General features: G+C 46.7%; 10 protein-coding genes. 5 read left to right on the forward strand and 5 right to left on the reverse strand.

What is annotated here, in order from left to right:
- Window positions 1-135 precede the first annotated feature (135 nt).
- The 3 genes from NG796_RS03375 to NG796_RS03385 form a co-directional block, all read right to left on the reverse strand.
- Complete coding sequence (locus NG796_RS03375; RefSeq protein WP_261204508.1) at window positions 136-3,183, reverse strand: peptidase domain-containing ABC transporter; 3,048 nt, start codon at window positions 3,181-3,183, stop codon at window positions 136-138.
- An 18-nt stretch (window positions 3,184-3,201) separates the two neighbouring features.
- A complete protein-coding gene (locus tag NG796_RS03380; RefSeq protein ID WP_261204509.1) occupies window positions 3,202-3,942 on the reverse strand; it encodes a peptidylprolyl isomerase in 741 nt (246 codons plus the stop codon).
- A 478-nt stretch (window positions 3,943-4,420) separates the two neighbouring features.
- Window positions 4,421-9,130 carry an FkbM family methyltransferase gene (locus NG796_RS03385; RefSeq protein WP_261204510.1) on the reverse strand — a complete coding sequence of 1,570 codons (4,710 nt, stop codon included), beginning with the start codon at window positions 9,128-9,130 and terminating at the stop codon, window positions 4,421-4,423.
- Window positions 9,131-9,182: 52 nt separating this feature from the next.
- Here NG796_RS03385 and NG796_RS03390 point away from each other — a divergent pair, with 52 nt between their 5' ends.
- The 3 genes from NG796_RS03390 (at window position 9,183) to NG796_RS03400 (ending at window position 12,768) form a co-directional block, all read left to right on the forward strand.
- On the forward strand, window positions 9,183-10,052 hold the full coding sequence (locus NG796_RS03390; protein WP_261204577.1) for a calcium-binding protein: 870 nt from the start codon (window positions 9,183-9,185) through the stop codon (window positions 10,050-10,052).
- Between the two features lie 58 nt (window positions 10,053-10,110).
- Window positions 10,111-11,814 (forward strand): methyltransferase, encoded by a 1,704-nt coding sequence (locus NG796_RS03395; RefSeq protein ID WP_261204511.1) that lies wholly within the window; start codon window positions 10,111-10,113, stop codon window positions 11,812-11,814.
- 87 nt (window positions 11,815-11,901) lie between these two features.
- Window positions 11,902-12,768 (forward strand): calcium-binding protein, encoded by an 867-nt coding sequence (locus tag NG796_RS03400; protein WP_261204512.1) that lies wholly within the window; start codon window positions 11,902-11,904, stop codon window positions 12,766-12,768.
- Between the two features lie 141 nt (window positions 12,769-12,909).
- On the opposite strand, the gene NG796_RS03405 is transcribed toward NG796_RS03400, so the two are convergent.
- Window positions 12,910-15,027, reverse strand: coding sequence for a calcium-binding protein (locus NG796_RS03405; RefSeq protein WP_261204513.1), 2,118 nt, complete (start codon window positions 15,025-15,027; stop codon window positions 12,910-12,912).
- A 942-nt stretch (window positions 15,028-15,969) separates the two neighbouring features.
- Here NG796_RS03405 and NG796_RS03410 point away from each other — a divergent pair.
- Together NG796_RS03410 and NG796_RS03415 are read left to right on the forward strand one after the other, a co-directional pair.
- The gene (locus NG796_RS03410; protein WP_261204514.1) at window positions 15,970-18,366 is read left to right on the forward strand and encodes a tetratricopeptide repeat protein; all 2,397 of its coding nucleotides are present in this window, start codon (window positions 15,970-15,972) and stop codon (window positions 18,364-18,366) included.
- A gap of 26 nt (window positions 18,367-18,392) precedes the next feature.
- The gene (locus NG796_RS03415) at window positions 18,393-18,680 is read left to right on the forward strand and encodes a DUF3288 family protein (protein ID WP_261204515.1); all 288 of its coding nucleotides are present in this window, start codon (window positions 18,393-18,395) and stop codon (window positions 18,678-18,680) included.
- Window positions 18,681-18,780: 100 nt separating this feature from the next.
- Here the strand turns inward: NG796_RS03415 and NG796_RS03420 are convergent, their stop codons facing one another.
- Complete coding sequence (locus NG796_RS03420) at window positions 18,781-24,216, reverse strand: glycosyltransferase (protein WP_261204516.1); 5,436 nt, start codon at window positions 24,214-24,216, stop codon at window positions 18,781-18,783.
- Between the last annotated feature and the right edge of the window lie 11 nt (window positions 24,217-24,227).

Consider the following 24,227-nt stretch of genomic DNA (forward strand, 5'->3'; position numbering starts at 1 on the left):
GGGTTTTAGGAGCTAGGTTTTACGAAGGATGGGGGATGGGGAGAATTGGGGGATGGGGATGGGGAGGATTGGGGAGAATTGGGGGATGGGGGAGATGGGGGATTTGGCCCTCATCTCTGATTTTGCCCCTTTCTCCTAGACTTGGGATTCCTGTTGTTGATACAGGCAATAGTAGAGACCTTTGAGGGCCATTAATTCATCGTGGGTGCCTTGTTCTACTACCGCGCCTTGGTCCATCATGAGGATGACATCAGCTTTTTTAACAGTCGTCAGACGGTGGGTGATGAAAAAGACCGTGCGACCCTTAAAGGCTTCGGCTAGGTTTTCACAAACTAGACGCTCGGAATTGTAGTCCAGGGCGCTGGTGGCTTCATCCAAAATGAGCAGATGGGGATTTTGGAGGACCGTCCGGGCGATCGCAATCCGTTGGCGCTGACCCCCAGATAACGAGGAACCCCTTTCTCCGACAATGGAGTTATACCCATTAGGCAGGGTCATAATAAACTCATGGGCAACCCCAATTTTGGCCGCTTCAATAATGTCATTGGTGGCGGCATCGGGATTAGTCAAGGCAATATTGTCCTGAACGGTCCCATTAAACAGGAGGGTATCCTGAAGGACCACGCCGATTTGACTCCGCAGGGAATACAATTCCACCTTAGAAACATCATAGCCATCGAGTAAAATCCGACCCCCCGTCGGTTCATAAAGCCTCTGCAACAGCTTCATCAAGGTACTTTTACCCGAACCACTTTGACCGACAATGCCGACAAATTGCCCCGGTTGAAACTCCAGATTGATGTTCGCCAATTGGAGCGATTTACTCTGGGGAAAGTGGAAGGAAACATTTTCAAATCGGACGGCCCCCTGTACCGCAGGCATGGGGATATTGCTGCGGTCCTTGTCATCCGCCTCGGGATGGGCTTCTAAGATATCCCGCAGACGTTCCACAGACATGGCAGTTTCTTGGAAGGTTTGCCAGACTTGCACGAAGCGCAGCAGGGACCCGGTGACATTGGAGGCGATAATGCGGAAGGCGATCAACTGACCCAAGGACATTTGGGGAGGGTCACTGAGCACTAAATGAGCACCGACCCAGAGCAGGGCCAGACCGGAGGCTTTATTGAGTAAGGTACTGATGGAACTGGCGGTGGTGGAGGTGACGACGGTTTTAAACCCCGCGCTGATATAGCGAGCATAGCGATCGTACCAACTCCACCGGGAGGTAAGCTCGATATTTTGGGCCTTCACGGTTTGAATCCCGGAGAGGACCTCGACGAGATAGGACTGGGTATCCGCGTAACGCTCCGCCCGTTTGCGTAACAGCCGTTGGACAATGGGCGACACCCCGGCGATTAACAGGGCCATCAGGGGGACCACTGCCAGAGCAACGGCGGTCATTAACAGGCTATAGGAGAGCATGACGGCGATATAAATCACCGAAAATAAGGCATCGAGAACAACGGTGAGGGCGGTCCCGGTGAGGAATTGGCGAATTTTTTCTAGTTCACTCACCCGTCCGGCGAGTTCACCGACACGCCGTTGATCGAAGTAGCCGAGGGGGAGTCGCAGCAGGTGATCAATGACCTGGGACCCGAGACTCAAGTCGATTCGGTTGGTGGTGTCTACGAATAAATAGGTCCGTAGCCAGGTGAGGGCCCCTTCAAATAGGGCAACTAAAACCATTAGTAAGCCCAGGATATCCAGGGTTTCTAGGCTTCTTTGACCGATGACTTTATCGATAATCACCTGGGTGATTAGGGGGTTGGCTAACCCAAATAGTTGAACGAAGAAGGAGGCGAGAAAGACTTGGACTAGGACACTTTTATATTTGCCGAGTTCGGGGAGGAACCACCAAAAGTTAAAGGTATCTTGTTTGTCTTCTGCGGGAGGGACGAGGAGGAGGACCTGTTCCGTGCCTTCTTTGCCGTCTTCTGTGGGGGTGACGAGTTGCCACTCCTGGATAAATTTTTGGGGTTTGCGGCGAATGATGCCTTTGGAGGGGATGGCGGCAACGACTTCGCGATCGCTGACGCTGAATAAGAGGGCAAAGCTATTTTCCCAGCGAATCATCGCCGGTGCTTTGAGGCGGGAGAGGACTTCTACCGGGACGGTGACCAACTGCCCGTTAAATCCCATCATGGCGGCGACGGACCCACAGGATTGCAAGGTCAGTTTGCCGTGGGAGTTATACTGATTTTCCAAGACGCGCTGAACGACGTCACGGCGCACCCGAATTTGGTATTGTTTCCCCAACATTTGGAAACAGGCCAAAGACCCTTGAATCGGGCCTCTTCCCCGGATGAAGGGATATTTAACTTTGCCCCGTGGGGTGTTCTCTTCGGCTTCCATCACCGGGGGGCGATCGGGAGCGTAGGGAATGGGGTCCACCACCGTCGGGGTGACAGGGGCCATCGGGGCGATCGCGCTATGGGAGTCGGCGATCGCCCCCCGATTGTCCTGGGGATTTACCGGGGTTCCGGCCAAATCAAACAAGGGTAAGCCTACGACTCTAGCCCCGTCCGGACAAGGGAGCTTGCCAATGGTGTTGGCATCCACTATCAAGCGGCTGCCTCGCTCCAATTCACCCAGGGTTCCGCTACTGAGAAACCAGAGGTGATGGCGATCGAGTTCCGTGAGATTAGCTTTCCCTTTGGGGAGGTTAAGGACAACGGTCTGGGGTTGAAATTGTAGGGTTAAATCTTTGGCATTTGTAGTCGCATCGGCTCGGCGCTGAAGTTCCCCGGAGAGCATCTCAAATATCTCATTCAGGGCAGCTTGTTGCTCAAAGGCTTCTCGAAATACCTTTTCCGATTTCACCTGCTCTAAGAAGGTACTGGCGCGGATGCAGACACAGATCACTTCCCGGGAGGAGATCGCACTGTCTACCGCCACCCCTCGCACCAAGCTCCCCCACCCGAGAATTTCTCCCGGACCGGCTAACCGCAAACTAACCATACTTTGGCTGCGTTGGTCGTATGCCAATTCCCGCACCTGGCCCTCATAAATCACCGCCACTTGAGTCGGCATTTTACCCAACTCAAAAATTGGTTGACCCGTCCGATAGCGCAACAATTCGCAATGGGTAGCCAGATTCTCCAAGGCCCGATCGCCGAGGCGATCAAACGGGGCCGTTTTCTTTAAAAATTCTGAAATTTGAGAGAGATCGATCGTTGATGTCATGATGAAACAAACCTGCGCCTAACCCGCGATAGACTGCAATGACCCGACTTTTTGCACCTGTTCTCGCCACCAATTTTCAAACATCTCGTCGATTAATTGCCGACGCATATTGTCATCCAGTTGGGCTGGAATAAATTTTTCTAATCGAATAATCACGAACCATATATCCAATTGTCGAGGCGGCCAGAGTTGCCCCGGTTGACTAATCGATAACAGTTTACCAATCAAGGGATGGGGTTGAGAAACCGCAACGGGTCCCAGCAATCCCCCAGTTCGGCTTTCTGGGCCTTTTGAGTATTCGGCAGCCGCATCTGCAAAGCTTTGTTCCCCTTCCGAAATCCGAAAATAGATTTCTTGGGCTAACCCCGCATCCTGAGTGCGAATTAAGGAGTAAACAACTTTATCCAGGTCGCTTTTGCGGGTCATAAAATAACTTTGAACTTTTGGCCCCCAGGTTGTTGTCTTGAATTTTTCTATCAATATCTGTCGCACTACAGACTCCTGCATCTGTTCTTCCGTCATGCCTTGGCTTTTCAGCCACGCCTCCCGGATTTCGGGGGAGGTGAGCTTTTGCTGCACAGCAAAGTCTTCAAGCGCTCTTAAGCGTTCTTCATCGCTTGCCGTGATCTTCGCCTCGGCTATTCCTTGATCTAGGACAACACCCCGACAAAATTGCACATCTAACTGATACCGCTTTAATAAGGCGGGTATGTCTTGGGCTTTAATCGTTATGTCGCCAACTTGGAAAAGGTCACTCATGTTCAACCTCTACAAGACCACAAATATAACCAATCCTAGTTGGCATTGCCAGCACTTTTTGTTTCCTGAATTGAATTTTGGTTTAGGTTTTGGGCAATTGGGTGATGCTCTCCCCTCATAAACAGCCGGTCAAACTCACTGGGATGGCAGTCTTGGAACGGGTTGATATAACCTTACCCGTTCGGGCAAGATGAAGGAAAATACCTAAGATGCAGGATGAACCTCATCCGGAACATTCCGTTCATCGTTTATCCCCTCGTTAAGCGTTGATCCTGTTGTTGTCTGACCCTTCCCGATTGCCGTTGCTGCCCTGAAAAAAAATTTGACTGCTCTTTACTATCTTAGTAGATAGGCTGTTGAGTTCTCTCTACGACCGGGGACGCTAGTCAACCGGGATTGGTTTCTTTAAACAGGTTGCCCAACTTACCCCTGTCATACTACTTTCTGCCTCCCTAGGCTATTTTTCCTTGACCTGGATTCAATTGGAGTTTTGAACCAGTTTTTCCAAGAGTGTGCCGATTTTAGCGGAATAAGCACGGGTATCCATACAGGGACCTGTTGTAGGGTGAAAACTCTGCTGTAGTTGCTCCCGATACTGTTGCCGTTGTTGCGGGTTCGTCCCTAGGGAAACCGCTAACTCAATGTAAGCCGATTCACTCAGGGCAATCCATTGTTCAAGCTGCAACTCTCGCAATAGGGCAGACGATCGCCGAGTTTGTGGGGCTTCCCCCTCGCGAACCACTACCGGCAGTCCCACTTCTAACGGATCGATTAGGGATAAATCCCCGGTATCCGGGTAAGCGTCTAAATACAGATCTGCTTGCTGCAAACTATCTTTGAGCTCTTCTAAAGAATTTAACTGCTCAATGACTACGAACCGCTTAGGGTCAATTCCATATCGCTGCAATACCATTTGGGTGTGATTATCGTAGGGACTGGTGCGATAAAATTTGGCCCCCATTCCTCCAAAGGGATATAACACTAAGATCGAATTAGGCACGGCTGCCAAAATTTTGGCCCAGGTTTCTCGAATCTGAGGACCGATTTTGTTGGTACTCGCCCCGGAAATGAAGATCACAGTTTCCTCGGAAGTCCCCCACCGATGGCGCGTGGGTTGAATTCGCTGTTGTTCCCCGGGTTGGGGTCGCTTAAAACAGAGTCCAGACCCTTCGACTGTCACGACTTGTTCCTGATAGTAGTTTTGGAAGCTGGGTCCTGCCATTAAATCCCCGGTAATGTAGTAATCCATCTGGCGCAGTCCCGTGGTACTGGTTACCCAAGCCCCAGTACATTGGACCCTCGCCAAGCGGTGGCAAGCTAATAAGGCGATCGCCGTGGTATGACTGCTAATGTCGCTGCCAATGAGCAGAATATCCAACTGATCCCCGCGAATTTTCTCCACTTGTTCCCCCAATTTCTGGGGTAGCTGCACTAAGCGATCGGCACAATTTTGGCAGGTTTGTTGCAAGGGGGTCTCTTGAACGGCGATCGCATACAACCGCACTTCAAATTTCTGTCGGTCTAAATGCTCAAAAGCAGCCAAAGTGACCACTGTTTCTTTAGCGGCAAAAAAGTTATGTTGCAAAATTCCCAGGCGAATTTTCTCCCGAGACGGGGGACGAGGGGGACAGTCATAATCCAGGTTCAGCCCTAAATTTTTTAGGGTCAATTCCAGAATTTCTCCTCGTTTTTGGGCAATTTCCAATCGATTCTCTTCCCAGGCGGATAGGGCTTTAAAATTATGGGATTGGATAAAACATAAGGCAATATACCGCCAGAGGTCTGAATTGGGATTTTGGAACAAATGGGAATGGAGATAATTGACCAATCCCTTAAGGGAGTGAAAGTATTGTTCTGGTTCTCCTAGTTCCGAAAATGCACTGGGTGCTGCAAATAAAAATTGCCAAAAATCCGCGACAAACCATTTGGGAATTGCCGCGCCATTATAAGAGAAGGAAAGTTGATAAGCATCCTGATATAACATCGCCACGAGAAAGGATTGCATCGCTTTGGGCTGATCCAATCGCGGGCTAATCTCTGACTTTAACTGTTGGACTAACTCTCTTTCACGGTCCGTCAAGGGTTCATTTTTTATCCCTTTATCCAGGAGTATTTTTGCATCGATACCCACGCCACTCAAATAGCTGAGTTTCAGTTGATCGCCGGTTAAACTTAACCAGCGATCGGCAATTTGCTCTCGCAGGGGTCGCAGACAGGCGGGTTCATACTTCCTCGGCACTTTGGCATCATGTAAGATCGGTTCACTATTCCAAGGGTCATAAGGAATCAGGGATTGAGCGGACAATTGGGGACGCATGAAGCAATTTCCCCGCCGGTTAAGCATGGAGGCGACAAAGGAAAAGGTGCTGTTAGAAATCGCTAGAATATCGCAGTGACTTAATAAGTAAAAATCTGGATAAAAGTCAGCTTTTGGTAATGCGGCCCCCAGGGATTTAGCGGTAACGGGTTGATATTCGGCAAAATGAGGCAGGACTTTTTCCGGTTCGTCACTGGCAATGAATAAAACAGGTTGCTCTAGGGTATCCCAGATTTGGGTTAACCAGGTTTTATACCAGATAAGAGGGGCGATGAAAAAGTAGGAAAAGCCATAATCTTTGAGTCGGATATGTAATCCGACAATGGTTTTGCCTTGGGAAAGCAGGCGATCGCGCACCGGGTCCAGTTGTTGTTTGACCTCAATGACAGGTTCAAACCAGCCATAAAACTTGTCTTTATAGGCGGCATAATATTGAGTATGAAACTGAAAATATCCCCAAATGTCAACATTTTTCAAGGGGTTTTTCCGTTGCAAAATTGGCGAGTCATCGGCGCGGGTACTGACATCTTTGACTTCAGGTAAATTTTTAGACAAGGGGGGGTCTTGATGTCCAAATAAATACTGTCCAATCCATTCGGGAGTTTCTATCCGCAGATGATGGGTTTCAGCGTAAAGTTTCAAAAACCCATACTGAAAAAGTTGATTGGCAAAGCGTCCATTAGTACCCAGGGTAGATAGGGTAATTAAGGGCTTTTTAACATAAAACGCATCTCCCCAAGAAGGATGATAGGGGGTGACGGTAGCAACGCGCTCAAAGTCAGATTCGGCTAATAATTCATCAATTTTGTCAATTAACTGCGTCCCTTCATACAGTTCTTCGTAATTGACTTCGGTATTAATGGCTTCAATATTTTGCAGCAGATTTTTGGCCCCTTGGAGGGCCAAAAATTCTGCCCCCTGGATATCTAAGTTCAATAGATTAAAATCTGCCGGATTTAAACCTAATTCTTCCACGAGGGTATCCAAGGTTTTAGATTGGACCTGAATTTGATGGGTTTCTCGAATCTCAGGATAATAGTCTTTAACCCGTTTCAAGGGTAAAATAGAGCTGGCTGCATCCATTGATGTGACGTGCAAAGTTGCAGTTCCATTAATATTGGAGATGGCACAATTTACGCCAATCAGGTTAGGGACGCCTATTAAATTGGTTTTTAAGACTTGAAAAACGGCTGGATTGGCTTCAATAAATAAAACCTTATTAATGCCAATTTCCTGATAAATTTTAAGTTCTTCACCTTCATTTGCCCCTACATGAATGACTCCCCGAGGGGTGATAGAATGCTCCTCTAAGAGTTGGGATAAATCCAACATTTTCGGGTCAGAATTAGAACGCTTTGGAGTAGAGAAAATCTCAGGTTTGAGAGAATTTTTGGAAATTTTTTGGGGATAAAGACTAGAAATAAACCCTTCTAAATCATCTAAATTTAAAGCATTAGAGAGCAGCGTTGTACAAACTTGAGGGAAACTTTTAACGACGGAAAACGTTTGGATTGGTGCGACTAAAGAACGATTGATGGTCGGAAAAGGTCCAGGGACATCATGGAGAACGACTACCCCTTGATCTGCTAATAGGGTATGGGCTAGTTCTAAACAGATATTGCGAACGGGACAACCCGGATAAGTGTGGCCTTTGATGGTTACTTCGTCCTGGCGATCGCCTGCATCGACAAAAATAATATCAAAATAGCCTGGGCCATATTTCATGGGATATTCACAATACTCTAAAATCTCGGATTCAGTCCAGCAATGTCCCCCTAAATAGGCTTTTCCTTCTTCACTTTTGACCTCAATTAATCGATAGTCAATGTCAATCCCTTGAGCGGATTTGACGATAGGTGCAAATTTTTCATACCACCCCGCATTGTCCTCAACGGACACGACCTGCTGACAGACTAATGATTTGATAAACTGCTCAGTGTTACATCCGGGTCCATACTCTAAAACCCTCAAGGGACGGCCTTTTATTTTATACTGATGAGCAATGACATAGGGCAGAATATATTTAAAGGAATGGACAATTTTGGAGGAACCTAGAGTGACTAAACTTTCAGCTAATTTTTTGGAATAATTGAGATAAGGCTGACAAAGGGTGTCTAAGTTAATTTGGGAGGTAATGTGGCGAGTTTTGCAGGCGATCGCATTACCGACATGGGACAGGGGATGAAAAATATCTGCAAAATTAGTAATTTCTTGCAGTGAAAAAGAGCAAGGACGAGGCAACTCCCGGTCAATCAGGACTAACCATTCATATCCTAGATCTTTTAGTACCTCTAAACAATCCAGGGTACTTTGAAAATATTTGGGGTTCCATCCCCCTTCCTGACTCTGGCGATCGCCTCCTCCCCCATATTCAAATTGCACCAAACTCGGTAATGTTTGGGGGGGAATCTCCCGCAATCCATTAATAATGCCAAATTCGCTGCCTTCTGTATCAACTTTTAAGATAGAAAGCCGTTCAATTGCCCGATTTTGTAGTAAAGTTTTTAAAGTAAACGCAGGCACATTCAGGCTGGTGGGGGTTCTTCTTTGCCGGAAAGAATCAGATTCTTGCGGTTTGACTACTCCCCACCAATCCGGATTTAAGGAGTTCAAATTGACATTAAGCTGACCTTGGTATTCCCCCAAATACAGGGTGACTTCCCCATTTTTTTCAGCGATCGCCGCTTGTTCCAGAGGCACATTCAAACGCTGACAAGTGACCCGCAACTCCTCTACGGGGGCGGGTTCCACTGCCAAAGTGGGAAAACCCGCTTTGACAAAATCTACAAAATAATAATCCTGGGTTCCCACCCCAATTTCGATCGCCGTCCCCTGACGTTCTGGATCTAAAATTGTGGCAAAGGTCGTCATTAACTGTCGTGAACAAGCCTCAAACTTCATCGGATTAAAGCCTAAAATTTCTATGCGGATCCTATTTACTTTGGCTCACTTTTTCAACCCGGATGGGATTGGCAAGTATGGTGCGCAACGCAACGATCCCAACCCGCGCATCCAAGCATTGACCCAAAACCTAACCGCATTGCACCAGTTATTTGGTAACTTTCAGTACGCCACGGATTATGCCAAGCGGGTTGCGATAAGCGCCAATCAATCTCTACAGACCGAAATTGAGATTGTGATTTGCACTACCCAAGGCTACCATATTCTCGATCGCCTTTCTATGCCCTCTCATTTATGGGCCCATCACCCCACGGATGCCGAACCGCTGCTGCTGGGATTTGAATGTCAGGCACTCTTGAAAGAACGCTTAGGCGGGTATGATTATTACTGTTTTCTGGAAGATGACCTAATTTTGCAGGACCCCTGGTTTTTTATCAAGTTGAATTGGTTTACCCAACAAGCAGGCGATCGCCATCTCCTCCAACCCAACCGCTATGAACAATCCACCCACCGAGGCATCGGCAAAACTTACATTGATGGAGAACTACACCCCCAAATTACTGCACCCTATCAAAATGTTAGAGAATCCCCGCAACTCACTGGCATGATTATGGGGAAATCTGTCACCTTTCAGCGCACTTGCAATCCCCATTCTGGCTGTTATTTCTTAAATGCCCGCCAGATGGAATACTGGGTGCAGCAACCCTATTTTTTAGACCGTGATACTCGGTTTGTAGGTCCGTTGGAAAGTGCAGCGACCCTGGGGATTATGCGGACGTTTAAAGTTTATAAACCTGCACCGCCGATGGCTAATTTTTTGGAGGTGCAGCATTTTGGGAGGGTTTGGAGTGAAAAAATTGGGAAGTTAGTGAGGTGGGAGGGGGAGATTTGAACCCCGGATTACACGGATTTTAACGGAAGAGATTTATAAAAAAAGGGAGGGATAATTTATGACTGATTTTGATTATTATGACCGGGTGAATCCGGATTTATTGAAGGTTTTACCGGCAGATGCGGCAATGATTATTGAGGTGGGCTGTGGTGCCGGGGCGATGGGGATGCAATATAAGCGGATTAATCCTCATGGGCGTTATATTGGAGTAGAAATTAATCAAGAAGCAGCCGCAGTGGCGGCGCAACGGTTGGATGAAGTAATTGTTGCGAATGTTGAAGATTTGGAGGATAAGCAGCTACAGTTTGAGCCTGGGTCTGTTGATTGTTTGGTGTATGGGGATGTGTTGGAACATTTAGTTGATCCGTGGCGGGTTCTCCAGCATCAGGTGAAGTGGTTGAAGGATGAGGGTCAAGTGTTGGCTTGTATTCCTAATATTCAACATTGGACGGCGATTGTTAATTTGTTGCGAGGGAGTTGGGAGTATCAGAACCAAGGGTTGCTCGATCGCACTCATTTACGATTTTTTACGTTAGATGAGGTGAAAAAGTTATTCCTTCAGGCAGGGTTACAAAGTTATGAAATTCAAACTCGCGGACGGAAACCCCCGGCTTTTCAACAGTTCCAGCAGTTAATGGCTCCAGTAGTTCAAGGGTTAGGAATTGACCCGAAAACGTTTGAAACTCAAACGGGGGCGATTCAATATGTGGTAAGAGGAATTAAGTCGGAAATACCGCCCAGACGGCTGTTAATTCAAACGATTATTATGGCCCCAACAGGGTGCGATCGCCCTCGGGTATTAGAACCCGATCGCCTCAGTGCGACAATTCCAGGGGTGCGAACCATTTCGGAGGTGCGATCGGCCAACTTGAATGCTGCACTCCCTCAAGAAGAAAAGGTTTTTATCTGGCAACGGACCATTATGGACTATCCCGAAGATGTGGTCAAACTCAAACAACTGTTGCAATTAGGCTATTTAATTATTGCCGAAATTGATGATGACCCCCTGCGCCGTCCGGAATATGAAAAAAATCTGTTTCTGAGTTATCGCGGTTGTCACGGCGTGCAAACTTCTACGGAACCCTTGGCGGATTTTTTACGCCAATATAATCCCAATGTAGCGGTCTTTAAAAATCAATTGGGCTATTTACCACCGAAACGAACCTACCCTGATGACCCGACTTGTACTATCTTTTTCGGGGCGCTCAATCGCGAGGCAGATTGGCAACCGATTATGACAGAGTTAAATCGGGTTCTGCAAAAATACAAGAAACAGGTGCAAGTGAAAGTGCTGCACGATCGCCAGTTTTTTGAGCAGTTACAGGTCAAGAATAAAGAGTTTTTACCCTTTTCTCCTTATGAAACTTATCAGGAGGTATTGCATAGTTGTGATGTCGCTCTGCTACCCCTGACCCCAACTCGGATTAATAGTATGAAGTCGGATTTAAAGTTTCTCGAATGTGCCGGTCATGGGGTGGCCGTGATCGCGAGTCCAACAGTCTATGAAAATACGATTATTGAGGGAGAAACTGGGTTAATTTATCGCTCAAAAAAGGAATTTGGTCAAAAGTTGGAGTCTTTAATCCAGGATCTGGATTTGCGCAGGGGTTTAGGGCAGAATGCTTATCAGTGGGTGGCTAAAAATCGCCTGCTATCTCAACATTACCGGGAACGTCACCAGTGGTATTTGTCCCTGCGCGATCGCCTCCCTGAGTTAAATCACGAATTGCGCGATCGCCTACCGGAGTTGTTTGAAGATTAATAGGCAAACAATCACCCAAAAAGCTCTTCTCCCCCATCCTCCCCATCTCCCCCGTCTCCCCCATCCCCTCCATCTCAATTTATCTATATGAAAATACTCGTCACGATCGCGCATTATTTCAATCCCGATGGCGGAGGGAAACATGGTTCTCTCAGCAAAGACCCGCGATCGCGGATTGTGGCATTGAGTCAGTCTTTAACCCACTTAGCCGCAATTTTAGGGAAATATCAAGGGGTACTAGATATCGCTAAATCTCTAGCAGTCCCAGCAAATCAGGGTCAGTCGCTGGATATTGATATCGTGATTTGTACCACTCAAAACCGTCATGTTTTAGACGATTTGCCGGTTCCTCATCAGATTTACAAGCATCACGCCACCCAAGCGGAACCCTTGATGCTGGGGTTTGAATGTCACGCCCTGTTGCGGGATAGTTTGGGTCGCTATGATTATTATTGCTATATGGAAGATGACCTGATCCTCCATGACCCTTGGTTTTTTATTAAATTAAACTGGTTTTCCTCCCAAGCGGGAGATTTGAATCTGTTGCAACCCAATCGCTATGAAATTTCGCCTCCGGGTCGAGTGGGTAAGGTCTATATTGATGGAGATTTATTACCTAGAGCAACGGCCCAGTTTCAGAAGGTCGAGGACCGACCGGAATTGAAGGGAAATATCATGGAGCAACCTGTACTGTTCCGGCGATCGCTCAATCCCCATTCCGGTTGCTTTTTTCTGAATGCTAAACAGATGGCCCATTGGGCGTCACAACCTTATTTCTTAGACCGCGATACCAGTTTTATCGGCCCCTTGGAAAGCGTTGCCACTCTAGGCATTATGCGAACCTTTAGAATCTATAAACCCGATCCGACTTATGCAGGATTCCTAGAAATTCAGCACTTTGGGACTGCATTTCTCAACCTGATTGGTCGAGGCATCAATATCTCCCCGGGATAATATAAAGCCCCATCTCCCCCATCTCCCCCATCGTCCCCATCTCGATGGCGGTCTCCCCCATCCTCCTCTAACCCCAACAAAAGAGCCACAGATGTTATTCATCTGTGGCTCAATCGTTACGAGGCGTTTAGATTAAGCGCCTTAGAACAGGAATATGTCATTCCGGGTAATCGCACCACTGCTGACGACCGCAATAGTTACGATTTCATCGGGATTGTTCCGATCACTCGGGGCCGCACCATTTTTATCCCAGAGCAAGAATCCGCCTTGATCTTGGGCGTCGAAGATGATCGCCGAAGTGGTACCAGTGCCACTGATCAAGTTCTCGAAGCTACCCGTGTAGGTGGTGGTTTTATTGGTAGAGAAGAAGTCGATGTTGGTCCGGAGTCCAGCGATCGCCTCAGAGTCTAAAGCATAGCCTGTGAGGTTGAGGTAGATTTTATCTCGACCACTCTCGAAGCTGGTGATAGTATCACCCGGTGTTGGAGTTCCGGCGCTAACGTTGCCGCTATCATCACTGGTGACCCCATCACGGGCATCTGCGATACTGCCGAATAGGAAGGCATCGGCTGCACCACCGGTTCCAATCAGGCTGTCTGCACCCCAGAACCCTTCCAGAGTATCCAAGCCGGGAGTATCTGCCCGGAGGGTATCTGCTTCGTCACTACCCGTGAGGAAGTCATTACCAGTACCGCCCATCAGGGTATCATCAGCGCTACCAGCAACCAGCACGTTATCGCCGGAGACTGCCATGAGCAGATTTCCACCACCACCATCCTTGGCGTAGAGGGAGTCATTGCCTTCACCACCGATCAGGGTATTGTTTGCGCCACCCTCTCCCAGGATCAGGGTATCGCTACCTTTGTCGCCAGATAGATAAGAATCTATTCCCGATGAAGCGATGGAATCGTTATCTTGACCACCGTACAGACTTACGGCTTCGGCTGTACCGACCAGAGAGTCGTTTCCTTGGTTACCAAAGCCAACGCTAGAGGCCCCACCGAGGGATAACAGGTCCAGATTGTTCCCGGCGATCGTGTCGTTGTCTTCGATGTTGCCACCAATCAAGGTATCGCGAATGCCGGTACTCAGGAGAGTATCGTTGCCTTTATCTCCATACAGGAGGTTAGTGCCGCCACCCAGGGTTGTGTCACCCGTGACCAGGGAGATACCGGAAACCACGGTGTCATTATCTTGTCCACCATATAAGGTGCTGCGAGTGAACCCGTAGGTTTCTAAATAGTCTACGCCAGTATTACCGAACACTAGGACTTGGCTACCTCGGTTGAAGAGGGAATCATCCCCCTCAGCCCCGATCATGGTCTGACGTCCGCGATCGCCCCCGGAGGAGTAGATGTAATCGCTCCCGGTTCCGCCGTTTAACCAGTTGTTACGAGGGTATCCTGCGAGTGCGCGTTGCGCCCCTTCTACAGTGTTGACTCCATCTTCCTCTAACCCGAGCTCTAGGGGAGCATCTTTACTAAGCATGAACAGGGAGTCGTTTCCTTCGCCCCCGAATAGGCTGTCGCGATCGCCGATCCCAAAGATGACGTCGTTGCCTTTGTCACCGCTGAGATAGTTGCGCCCAGGGTTTCTGGGAACGGCAACGCCGTCTTCTACAACGACGCCCACTCCTAAGCCTGCTGTTGCACCTGCGCCCGATCCACCGCCAAATAAGAACGGAGGAACGAAGCCAATGCCACCAATGGTATCCGGAACGAAGGCCGCACCTCCACCCCCGGAACCTGAGCCACTACCGGCTATTTCAATAACCTGGATGGTATCGTCACCGATACCACCGTAGAGGGTATCCGCACCTAAGCCGGAGCCACTGATGAAGTCATCTCCGCCGTTTCCAAAGGCGAGGTTGCCCCCAAGACCGTTACCAAAGTTGAAAATATCATCGCTGTCTTCTACCCGGTTTTCGGATTGGTTGTTGGTGCCACCGTAAACCGTGTCGCGACCTAAGCTGCCTCGGGCTTCATAGCGATCTTGCCCTAAGTCACCAAAGAAGACGCTTCCGCCCCCTTTGCTCACCAAAAAGTCATCGTCTTGACCCCCATAAAGGGTGTCTCCTGATGTGCTTGAGGTCAGGGAATCATTTTCTGTATTCCCAAAAATTAAACTCCCACCGACGGTATCGGTGGTAATAAAATCACTTCCCGTTAGGCCCACAACCGTATCTGCGCCTAGGCCAAACGAAAATAAATCTAGGGTATCGTTCGGATTTACCGGGTTTGTATCGAGTATTCTAACCATTCAGTTTCTCACTCCTCATCTGTTTCGTGTCGTCCTTGTCAAGTCTGCTCAGGCAGCTAACCTAGGAAACCCTTGACTTCGGTTGAGTCGTCTGGACTTTCTGTCAGCAGCAAGTCTAGCCCAATTGGGTGCTAATGTCTAGTCTGGCAAGATGGCAAAATTTTAGCTGTTCCAACTGTGACTGATTAGCATGGCTCATTGATTTTAGCTTGACAATGCTGGGGTGCACGACTATGATACCAATCCGAGAGTTCCCTTTCCAGAAATGGCTCAAAATGCTTACCCAGGCAGCTCTTATTCCTCTATTCTGTGTTTTCTTTTTCAGACCCGGCAGATCGCGGGAAAGTTTATTAAATAGGGGGCCAGTGGGCCCTCTTTAAATCGGGGGAACCCAGTAACAATCATCCTTGTGACCTGCAATCATCGGGTTAAACGAGGTAGAGAGGATTCAGGGACTGCTCAGGGCGGGAACTTGGGGTCCCAGAGGCGATCGCCTCTTTTGTCCCTACACTATCCAAGCTGGACAGATCACCACGGCTCCTAGGGGCCATTCCCTGCGCTTGATTTAGAGACCCGAAATCTCTTGTCTCTACATTATTGATTAAATAGGCCCAAAATCTCGGGTCTCTACATTATTCCTTCAAACGGATGAGTTAACCGGGCCTACAATTTTTCCTCTCTACTCAGATTTTGAAAGAACCCACAGACTACAGAAGCCGATTTTACTGTAGTCTCCTATACGATCCCCAAGGGGGTTCTATAGGGAATTGCTATAAATCGGAGCAATTACCGCTAATTATTACGAAGTTCTACAGGATAGTTCGCACAAGAAGCAACCAATCCACTGCGGAGCATAAGGCAAAGTAGAGACACCGAGCAGTTTTGATTTACGATTGCTATGGAAGTCAAGACCGAAAATCCGTGGGGATCAGGGAGATATTTGTGATTGATCGGGAAAAAGCTGGGGTTTGGATCCAGCGCGGCTATCAGTTGAGAGCAAAGGGGCAGTATTCTGAAGCGATCGCCTTTTATCAAGAAGCCCTGAATTTTAACCCCGATGAGGTTGAGGCTTATTGCCAACTGGGGGACCTATATTGGCGGCAGGGCCAATTCATTGAGGCGATCGCCCACTGTCAAGGGGCGCTCAAACTGGACCCTCAGTCAGCAGAGGCTTACAAGACCCTAGGCAATATTCTCCAATCCCAAGAAAAATGGACGGCAGCGGAACGCGCTTACGAACAGGCAGTGCAGATTCTGCCGAAGTTTGCGGCGGCTCATGCTAATTTGGGCAGTCTCTACTATCGGCGGGGGGACCCTGAACGCGCGATCGCCTCCTACCAAACCGCACTGGTCCTAGAACCCTCCCAAGCTGGCATTCATTGGAACCTCGGGATGCTCTATCACGATCTAGGCCGCTTAGGGGAGGCGGTGGAGTCCTGGGAGCAAGCATTACGGATCCAACCCGAAATGGGAACTGCACAACAGCATTTAAAAATAGGAAATACCCTTTTAGCGCTGGCACAAGTTGAGGCAGCAATTCACCACTACCAACAGGCGATCGCCCTACAACCCAACTTCTCCCAAGCTCAGTCCAATCTGGGCAACGCGCTCATTCAACAAGGGTCCTTGGAGGAAGGCATTGCGGCCCTCAAAACCGCTCAAACCCTCAGCCCCCAGTTACCAGGGATTCATTACAATTTAGGGACAGCCCTTTTACAACAAGGGTATCAGCATCAAAATCTCAGTGGGTCAGAATGGCGGGGGGTGGTGGACTGCTTTCTTCAGGCGATCGCCCTCGATCCAGACTTAATCGCGGCACATCATGCTTTGTTCTATCTGATTCGCTCCCGAGACCCCTTCGGCAGAGACTTTGACTCCCTTCGACACGCTGCCGAAGACTATTTAAGCCTCGCCCAAGGCCCCCTTAGACTGTTAGCCGCCCTCCCCTATCTCTCCTTATGTTTACATGGGGGATACAGCGATTTAGCCTGGGAAACCTTTCTCACCATAGAAACACAGCTTCAGTCGGACCTAGATTCTCTTGACTTCGACTCCATCGCCTTGCTCTATTCTCGGCTCATGTTTTCCCAACCCCATCTCCGTGATGATGCTAGGGCCAATCTAACCTTAGCCAAACTGCTTGGCTCTAAAAATCAAGCCCGCCTCAACCAACAATCCATCTCTCTACCCCACCTCCCCCATCCCCCCACTCTCCCCCCTCTCAAAATCGGCTTCCTCTCCCCTCATTTCCGCCGCCATTCCATTGGATGGTGTAGTGCAGATATTATCCGCGAGTTATCTGGGCTTTCTGCGGAAATCTATCTCTACGTCACTCAAGCTCAAGTAAGAGATGATAAAACCCAAGAGTTCCAAAATATTGCGACCCAATTTTATCAACCTCAAAGTGGTAATTTTGAAGCCGCTCGATTAGAACTTATTGAGCAAATTAGGGCGGACAAAATTGATATTTTAATTGATTTAGATTCAGTTACCTGTTCGGACCAGTTAGAAATTTTGTACCGGCAACCTGCGCCGATTTGCCTATCTTGGCTAGGATTTGACGCACCCTTTTTATCTTCAGCCCATTACTTTTTAGGCGATCGCCACACCCATCCCCCAGGAATTGAACCTGATTACATTGAGCAGTTAATCCGGATGCCCGATTCTTTTGTCGCCGTTTCTGGATTTAAGCGTCAATCCGTCGAGCGAGAAGTCGTCCGATTGAGCTTGGGAATCAGTTGGAAACATATTGCTTACCTCTGTGTAGCCCCTGGGAAAAAACTAAATCGCGAGTTAGTAAAAGCCCAAATTCAAATCCTGAAAGAGGTTCCCAACAGCGTCTTACTTCATAAAGGAGAAGGAGAGCGATCGGCTATTTTGCAACTTTATCAACAAGCCTGTACTGAGTTAGGAGTCCCCACCAATCGAGTTATCTTAATATCCAGAACATCCACGGAAGAACAGCACCGGGCTATTTACGAATGTGCAGATATTTTATTAGATTCCTATCCTTATAATGGCGGCACTCATACTTTAGAAGCCTTGTGGTTTAACTTACCCCTGGTCACCCGAGTGGGAGAACTATGTCTCGCGCGGATGGGATATTCTTTTCTGAATACCCTCGGTATTGAAAGTGGCATTGCCCGGAGTTGGGAAGAGTATATCGATTGGGGAATTCAGTTGGGTCAAAACGTGAAAATCAGACAAGAAATTCGCCATCAATTAATCCGTTCAAAGCAACCTAAACATCTCTCTCCTTTGTGGAATCCGGCTAAATTTGCTCAGGATATGTATGAAATTTTTGAGGACCTAAGACAACAGCAAATCCATATCAATTAAATCAATCAAGGAGGATTTACGGAGTTATGTCTGAAATTAAACAAGAACAACAACATCCGCAGGCTCGTAAAGATCGAGAAACCCTGGACAAAATTTTAATGGGAGAGTTAACCGAATATAATCTGGCGGAATTAGCTCGACTGCGAATTCGATATCGAGGATTTCCAGGATCGCGGGATGTCTGGAGTGACATCGAAAAAGTATTATCCCGCTGGAATATGACGGAAGAAGATTTATTTGAAAAAACCCGCGAGATTCACCGAAAAGGTCGAGTTTATCGAGCGCAAGATAGTGATAGTGAAGATTGGATGTAATCGGGAGTTTAGAAACCGAGTTTCTTTCATCAATTCATGACAATGAGGCAAGAATTGTTGTAAAAACCGGGTTTCTATAATCGGGGACCATTAATTCTGATTAAGCATTCACCCAATCGGGTAAAAGTTGGGTGAATTGTGGGAGGCGATCGCGCTGCTGATATAACAGAACGGCGAGGAGTGCATTCATCCCCAAGGGTGCATTTAGTCCCGGGGTCAGTTTACCTATTAACTCCTGCACAAACCTTTGTTCGATCTCTGGTAATGGCTGATTTTGAATGCCACTATTGAGGACACTTTGATGAGCTTTCCCGAGTTTCTGGGTGTAGCATTCGCGCAGGCGATCGCTGGGAATTTGCAACCACAATTCAGCAAATTCTCGCCGTAGTTGAATTAATTCACGTTGAATAGATTCATCAGATGGATCAATATAATACAGATTCGCACAACCAATCAGACGATTGAGAAATTCCTGAGAAACAGAGACGGGTTGAGATGGAATTTGGGTGGATTTATCATTCGCCATAGCAGCAGAATTCTGTGCCACTTGAAACAATTGCTGAAACAAATTGCCCATTTTTTTGCCGTAAGCCACACTATCTAAAAAGGGCGGATTTTGCTGCATTTTTTGCTGGATTTGCTGGCGATACTGGTGGCGGAGTTGAGGATTCGTGCCCAGCTTGATCGCTAATTGGATATAACCCGGTTCATCCTGGGCGATTAAATCAGTAAGTTGAATTTCCCGCAGAAGTGCAGAAGCTTGGCGAGATCTTAAGCTACTGTCTTCCCAGGCGATCGCTGGAATTCCCAGTTGTAACGGATCTAGTAAAGAAGTTGCTCCACTATAAGGATAGGAGTCCAGATAAACATCGGCAAGTTTAACGCATTCTTTAATATCCGCTGGACTCGGCAGCGTATTAATCAGAACTAACCGCTGTTTATCGATACCCTGTTGGGCAAAAATTCGATGGATTCGTTCCACAAATGGTTTCGCCGGATAAGTAGAATTCCAGGCGGGTCCAAAGGGATATAAGACCAAAATAGAATTGGGAACGGCGGCCATAATTTTGGCCCAAGTTTCGCTAAGTTCAGGAATAATTTTGTAGAAGTTAGCCCCAGACATAAATACCACAGTTTGATCCGTTGCACCCCAGCTTGCACGAGTGGGATTGACAGTGGAGGCTGGTTCCGGGAAGGGAAATCTGAAACACAACCCAGAACCTTCAATATTGATCAGTTTTTCGCAGTATTGTTCGCTGCTAGTCGTCATAGGTGCGGTTAAATTTCCGGCAATATAGTAGTCGATATTGCGAATGCCGGTGGTGACGGGAGAGGCAATGGAGGTCACTTGGACTCGGGCCAGTCGGTGTTGAGCTAGGGCTGTTAAGGGCTTATTAAGTTCGGTAATATTGGTGCCGATGAAGAGAATATCTAAGTCATCGTTGCGGAAGGTTTGGACTTGTTCAGAGAGGCTTTCTGGCAGTTTTACGAGGCGATCGGCCCGACTCTGACAATACCCTTCTAGTTGGCTGCCCTTGACCTGTTCGGCATAAAGAAAAATTTCAAACTGGTTGCGATCAAAATGTTCAAAAACAGGCAGAATTACTAAGGTTTCAGTAGCGGAATTGAAATGATTTTTCAAAATTCCTAGGCGAATTTTGGGGCGATTCGCAGAACGGGGGGGGAAGATATAATCCACGTGGAATCCCCGATTTTTGAGAGCATATTCAATAATATCTGCCCGCTGACGGTAAAGAGATTTCGGGTTGCCACGGGTGAAATACAGGGGTGCAAAATTAGCATTTCCCTGGGTGAAAAACTCCGCGACGCTTTGCCAGAGAGGTGAGTCTGGATTGGTGAGTATTTTATGATGGACATATTCTATCCAGCCTTGGAAATAGCAATAGTATTGCTCAACTTCTCCGAGTTCGTGGAACAGAGTAGGACTAGCAAACATAAATTTGAGATAATCCTGGGCGAACCATTTTGGAATCGGTGCATTTTTGTAGGGAATCTGGAGTTGATGGGGATAGCAATAGAGAGTAGCCGCTATGAAGGATTGCAGGGCATTGGGTGCATCAAATCCTTGGGCAATTGAGGTGGAAAGTTGGCGGATGAATGCTTGTTCGCTAGGGGTGATGGCTTGATATTTGATGCCACTTTCTAGCAAGGCTTTATGGGCAGTTCCCAGTTCCCCTAAATAGGCGGATTGTAACTGTTCTTCAGGAGTCTGTAACCATTGCTGGGCAAGTTGTTGGCGGCTTTGCTGGAAATGAGTTAAAGTATTGGGTTCCGAGGGAGTACGATAAGAGGGAGAGGCGATCGCCTCTTTCCGTGGGTTTTGTGCTGTAGCAAGTAGGGTTGAACGGACAATTTCTGCCATTTTTTCCCATGAAAATTTCTGTTGTCGTTGCAATCCTGCCGCTATCCAGGAATTGCGAACTTCAGGTTTTTGAATTTCCTGCATTGCGTTGACTAGACCGAAAATATCGTTATCTTTGACATAAATAACCGCTTGTCCGGCCACTTCGGGAATCGCACCATTGGGACAAGTAATCACCGGGCATCCACAAGCCATTGCTTCTAAGACGGGTAAGCCAAAGCCTTCATATTTAGAGGTATAAATTAGGGCAATAGCACCGGAATAAGCCAGTCGCAATTCTGAATCACTCAATTGAAATAGATGGACCAGTGTATCGCTGATGTAAGGTTGAAATTCTACTTCTAATTGCGCTTCTCCACCCACACAAAGAATGTCGAATTCTTGGCGGTTTGGGAGTTGAGCAAATGCCTGAAAGAACAAAATTGCATTTTTGTAAGAATTGATATTGGTGCGGCTACCGACCCAGAGGAAATAGGGTTTTGAGAGGCGGTATTTTGATTTAAATGTGGTAATTTCTGCGGGAGTTGTCGGCCTAAATTCTGACTTAATGCCGCAAGGGGCAACCGTCACGCGATCGCGAGGAATTTCTGGGAAAAACTCAACCAAATCTCGGGCGGTTTGTTCAGAAATGGTAATATAGGCGGAGCCATGACGAATGCCTTGATGTTTTTCCCTCCACATAGCTGCATTTAGATTAGTTGGATACCGTTCTGGAATCATGTCATAAGCCATGAACACCGAGGGCGTGGTTAGGGGTGTAGTGTAATAGGTAGAGATGAAGATATCCGCGTTTTCTTCATCACAAATATCCTGCAACAAGCGGCGATCGGCTTCGGTATTATTGTAGTCGTAACTGGGAATACAAAGATATTTGACGCCTGGAATTCTCGGGGCTGTGCCAGCGCGATCTAAAAATAAGATTTGCTTAGCAAACCCAGTTTTAACCCATTCTTGCAAGAGCGATATCCAAACGCGAGCGATTCCGGTATTATTGATTTGATAGAATATTCCGTCTATGATGATAGTGAGCGGTTTGGGTTTGAAAATTTTAGGACTCACAGTAAGTTGGGTTTGGTTTTCAGTTAAAGACATAGCAGATAAAGCAGTTTTGTAAGCAGCGATCGTTTCGTTAATGCACTTGTCCCAGCTAAATTTTTTAGCTTGTTCTAAAGATTTAAAAGACATAGCCTGTCGCAAATCGGGTTGATTGTAGAGAGTTAGGATAGCCTGCGACAAACCCTCGATATCTGTTGGATCCATCATAATTCCAGCATCTCCAACCACTTCCGGCAAGGAAGAAGTATTTGAGGTAATCACCGGAACGCCACATTGCATCGCTTCTAGGGGTGGCAAGCCGAATCCTTCATAAAAGGAGGGATAGACAAACACCAGCGCCCCACTGTAGAGGGCTGCCAGATCTTCATCGGCGACATACCCGGTGACAAAGATCCGTTTTTGGATCCATTTATGATTTTCAATTTCTGTAAAAATTGTATTGAAATCCCATCCTTTACTTCCAACTAAAACTAGATTTAACTGTTCGATATTTTGTTCTCGTAAAAGTTTGGCAAATGCTTGAATAACACCTTCGATATTTTTTCGAGGTTCTAAGGTACTTAAGCTGAGAATATAATTTTCCTGGGGAATACTATACTTTTTTAAAGTCTCAGAAACTTTTGTGCCATCTAAACAGGGGTAGAAAATATCCTGATCAGCGGCCAAATGAGTTACAAATACTCTTTCCGGAGGAATTAACGCATATTTACACAAGTCATTTTTAGTATGATTTGATATACAAATAGCCCAATCTTGGGGCGACAACTGAGATAAAATTTGCTTTAGAGAATGATTCTCGCAATTTTGAAAGAATTCAGGATATAAAATAGGAATTAAATCATAAATAGTAATAATTTTGGGGCGTTGATTTTTTTCTACGGGAAGGAAATAATAAGGGGAATGGAAAAGGTCTACCTCAGAATAGACCGATTGAGATAGGGTAACATTTTGGAGTAAGGGATGCCCCAGCAGATAATTCTGACACCACTGGAAGGTCCGGGGAGATTCAACAGCACAAAATTTCAAATCAATTTCTGAGGAGGCTAACAAACCTGTCGCTATTTTTTCAACAACTCTAAATACACCTGTTTTAGCAAGTGGGTAGTAGTGTCCCAAACCCAACACTGAAATATCATATAAAATCTTCAATTTTTGAGGGAAGGTTGAGGGAGTTATTTCTTTTAAAGTGGGTGCAATAAGATTTTTTATCCATTGCTGTATTTCTTCGGGAGTTCGGGGGGGAGCCAGTGAAAATGATTGTTCTCCAGCAATTATTGCTAACCAATCCAAATTTTTAAAGCTAAGTGTATGAATAAACTGCCGCCTTATTTGGGCTTTTAAAGCCAATTCGATTTCTGGAGATTCTAAAATTAATTTTAACAAGTTTTTTGCTAAACTTGAATAAGGGAATTGATATCTTGCTTTCTCTTTTGAAGATTCTTGATTTTCAAAGATTCTATAAAAAAATAAGGGTTCATGTACTTTGGCAATATCACCTAGCAGCAATAGTTCTAATAAAAGAATAACGTCTGGCCCATACTCTTCCCTAAACAATCGAGTGTTCTTTAAAGAGGCGCTCCGAATAAGACCATAAATTTCATACCAATTTATCCAAGCAATAAGCTGGTCTACTCGCCGAAAAATATCCATACCAACAATTTCTCGGTTCTTGCATTTTTTCATCCAAGAATCTTGTTTTAATTGCCCCTTTTCATCAATAAATTCAAAATCAGTACAACATAATACCGCTTCAGGATTATTTTCTAATTTACTTACACATTTTTTAATATATGTCCTTTCCCATAAATCGTCATGAGCCGCCCACATAAAATACTGACCCTTAGAGAGTTCAAAAACTTTATTGAAGTTTTGGGGAGAACCAATATTTTGTAGGTTTCTTAAATATCTAATTCGACTATCTTTAGCTGCATATTCTTGACAAATTTCAGCGGTAGAATCCGTCGAGGCATTATCTGAAATAATTAATTCAAAATATTGATAATCTTGAGCTAATAGGGAATCTAGGGCTAACCGGAGGTAGCGATCGCCGTTATAAACCGGCATTCCAATACTGACTAAGGGATGAGTCTCTTTCATCGGGTTTCCTT

It is taken from the genome of Laspinema sp. D2d, from assembly GCF_025370755.1.
Taxonomy (GTDB): Bacteria; Cyanobacteriota; Cyanobacteriia; order Cyanobacteriales; family Laspinemataceae; genus Laspinema.

What these genes read in the sequence shown, in the direction of transcription:
- NG796_RS03375 (WP_261204508.1), bottom strand. Translation starts at nt 3,183, where the DNA reads ATGACATCAACGATCGATCTCTCTCAAATTTCAGAATTTTTAAAGAAA.
- NG796_RS03380 (WP_261204509.1), bottom strand. Translation starts at nt 3,942, where the DNA reads ATGAGTGACCTTTTCCAAGTTGGCGACATAACGATTAAAGCCCAAGAC.
- NG796_RS03385 (WP_261204510.1), bottom strand. Translation starts at nt 9,130, where the DNA reads ATGACGACCTTTGCCACAATTTTAGATCCAGAACGTCAGGGGACGGCG.
- NG796_RS03390 (WP_261204577.1), top strand. Translation starts at nt 9,183, where the DNA reads ATGCGGATCCTATTTACTTTGGCTCACTTTTTCAACCCGGATGGGATT.
- NG796_RS03395 (WP_261204511.1), top strand. Translation starts at nt 10,111, where the DNA reads ATGACTGATTTTGATTATTATGACCGGGTGAATCCGGATTTATTGAAG.
- NG796_RS03400 (WP_261204512.1), top strand. Translation starts at nt 11,902, where the DNA reads ATGAAAATACTCGTCACGATCGCGCATTATTTCAATCCCGATGGCGGA.
- NG796_RS03405 (WP_261204513.1), bottom strand. Translation starts at nt 15,027, where the DNA reads ATGGTTAGAATACTCGATACAAACCCGGTAAATCCGAACGATACCCTA.
- NG796_RS03415 (WP_261204515.1), top strand. Translation starts at nt 18,393, where the DNA reads ATGTCTGAAATTAAACAAGAACAACAACATCCGCAGGCTCGTAAAGAT.
- NG796_RS03420 (WP_261204516.1), bottom strand. Translation starts at nt 24,216, where the DNA reads ATGAAAGAGACTCATCCCTTAGTCAGTATTGGAATGCCGGTTTATAAC.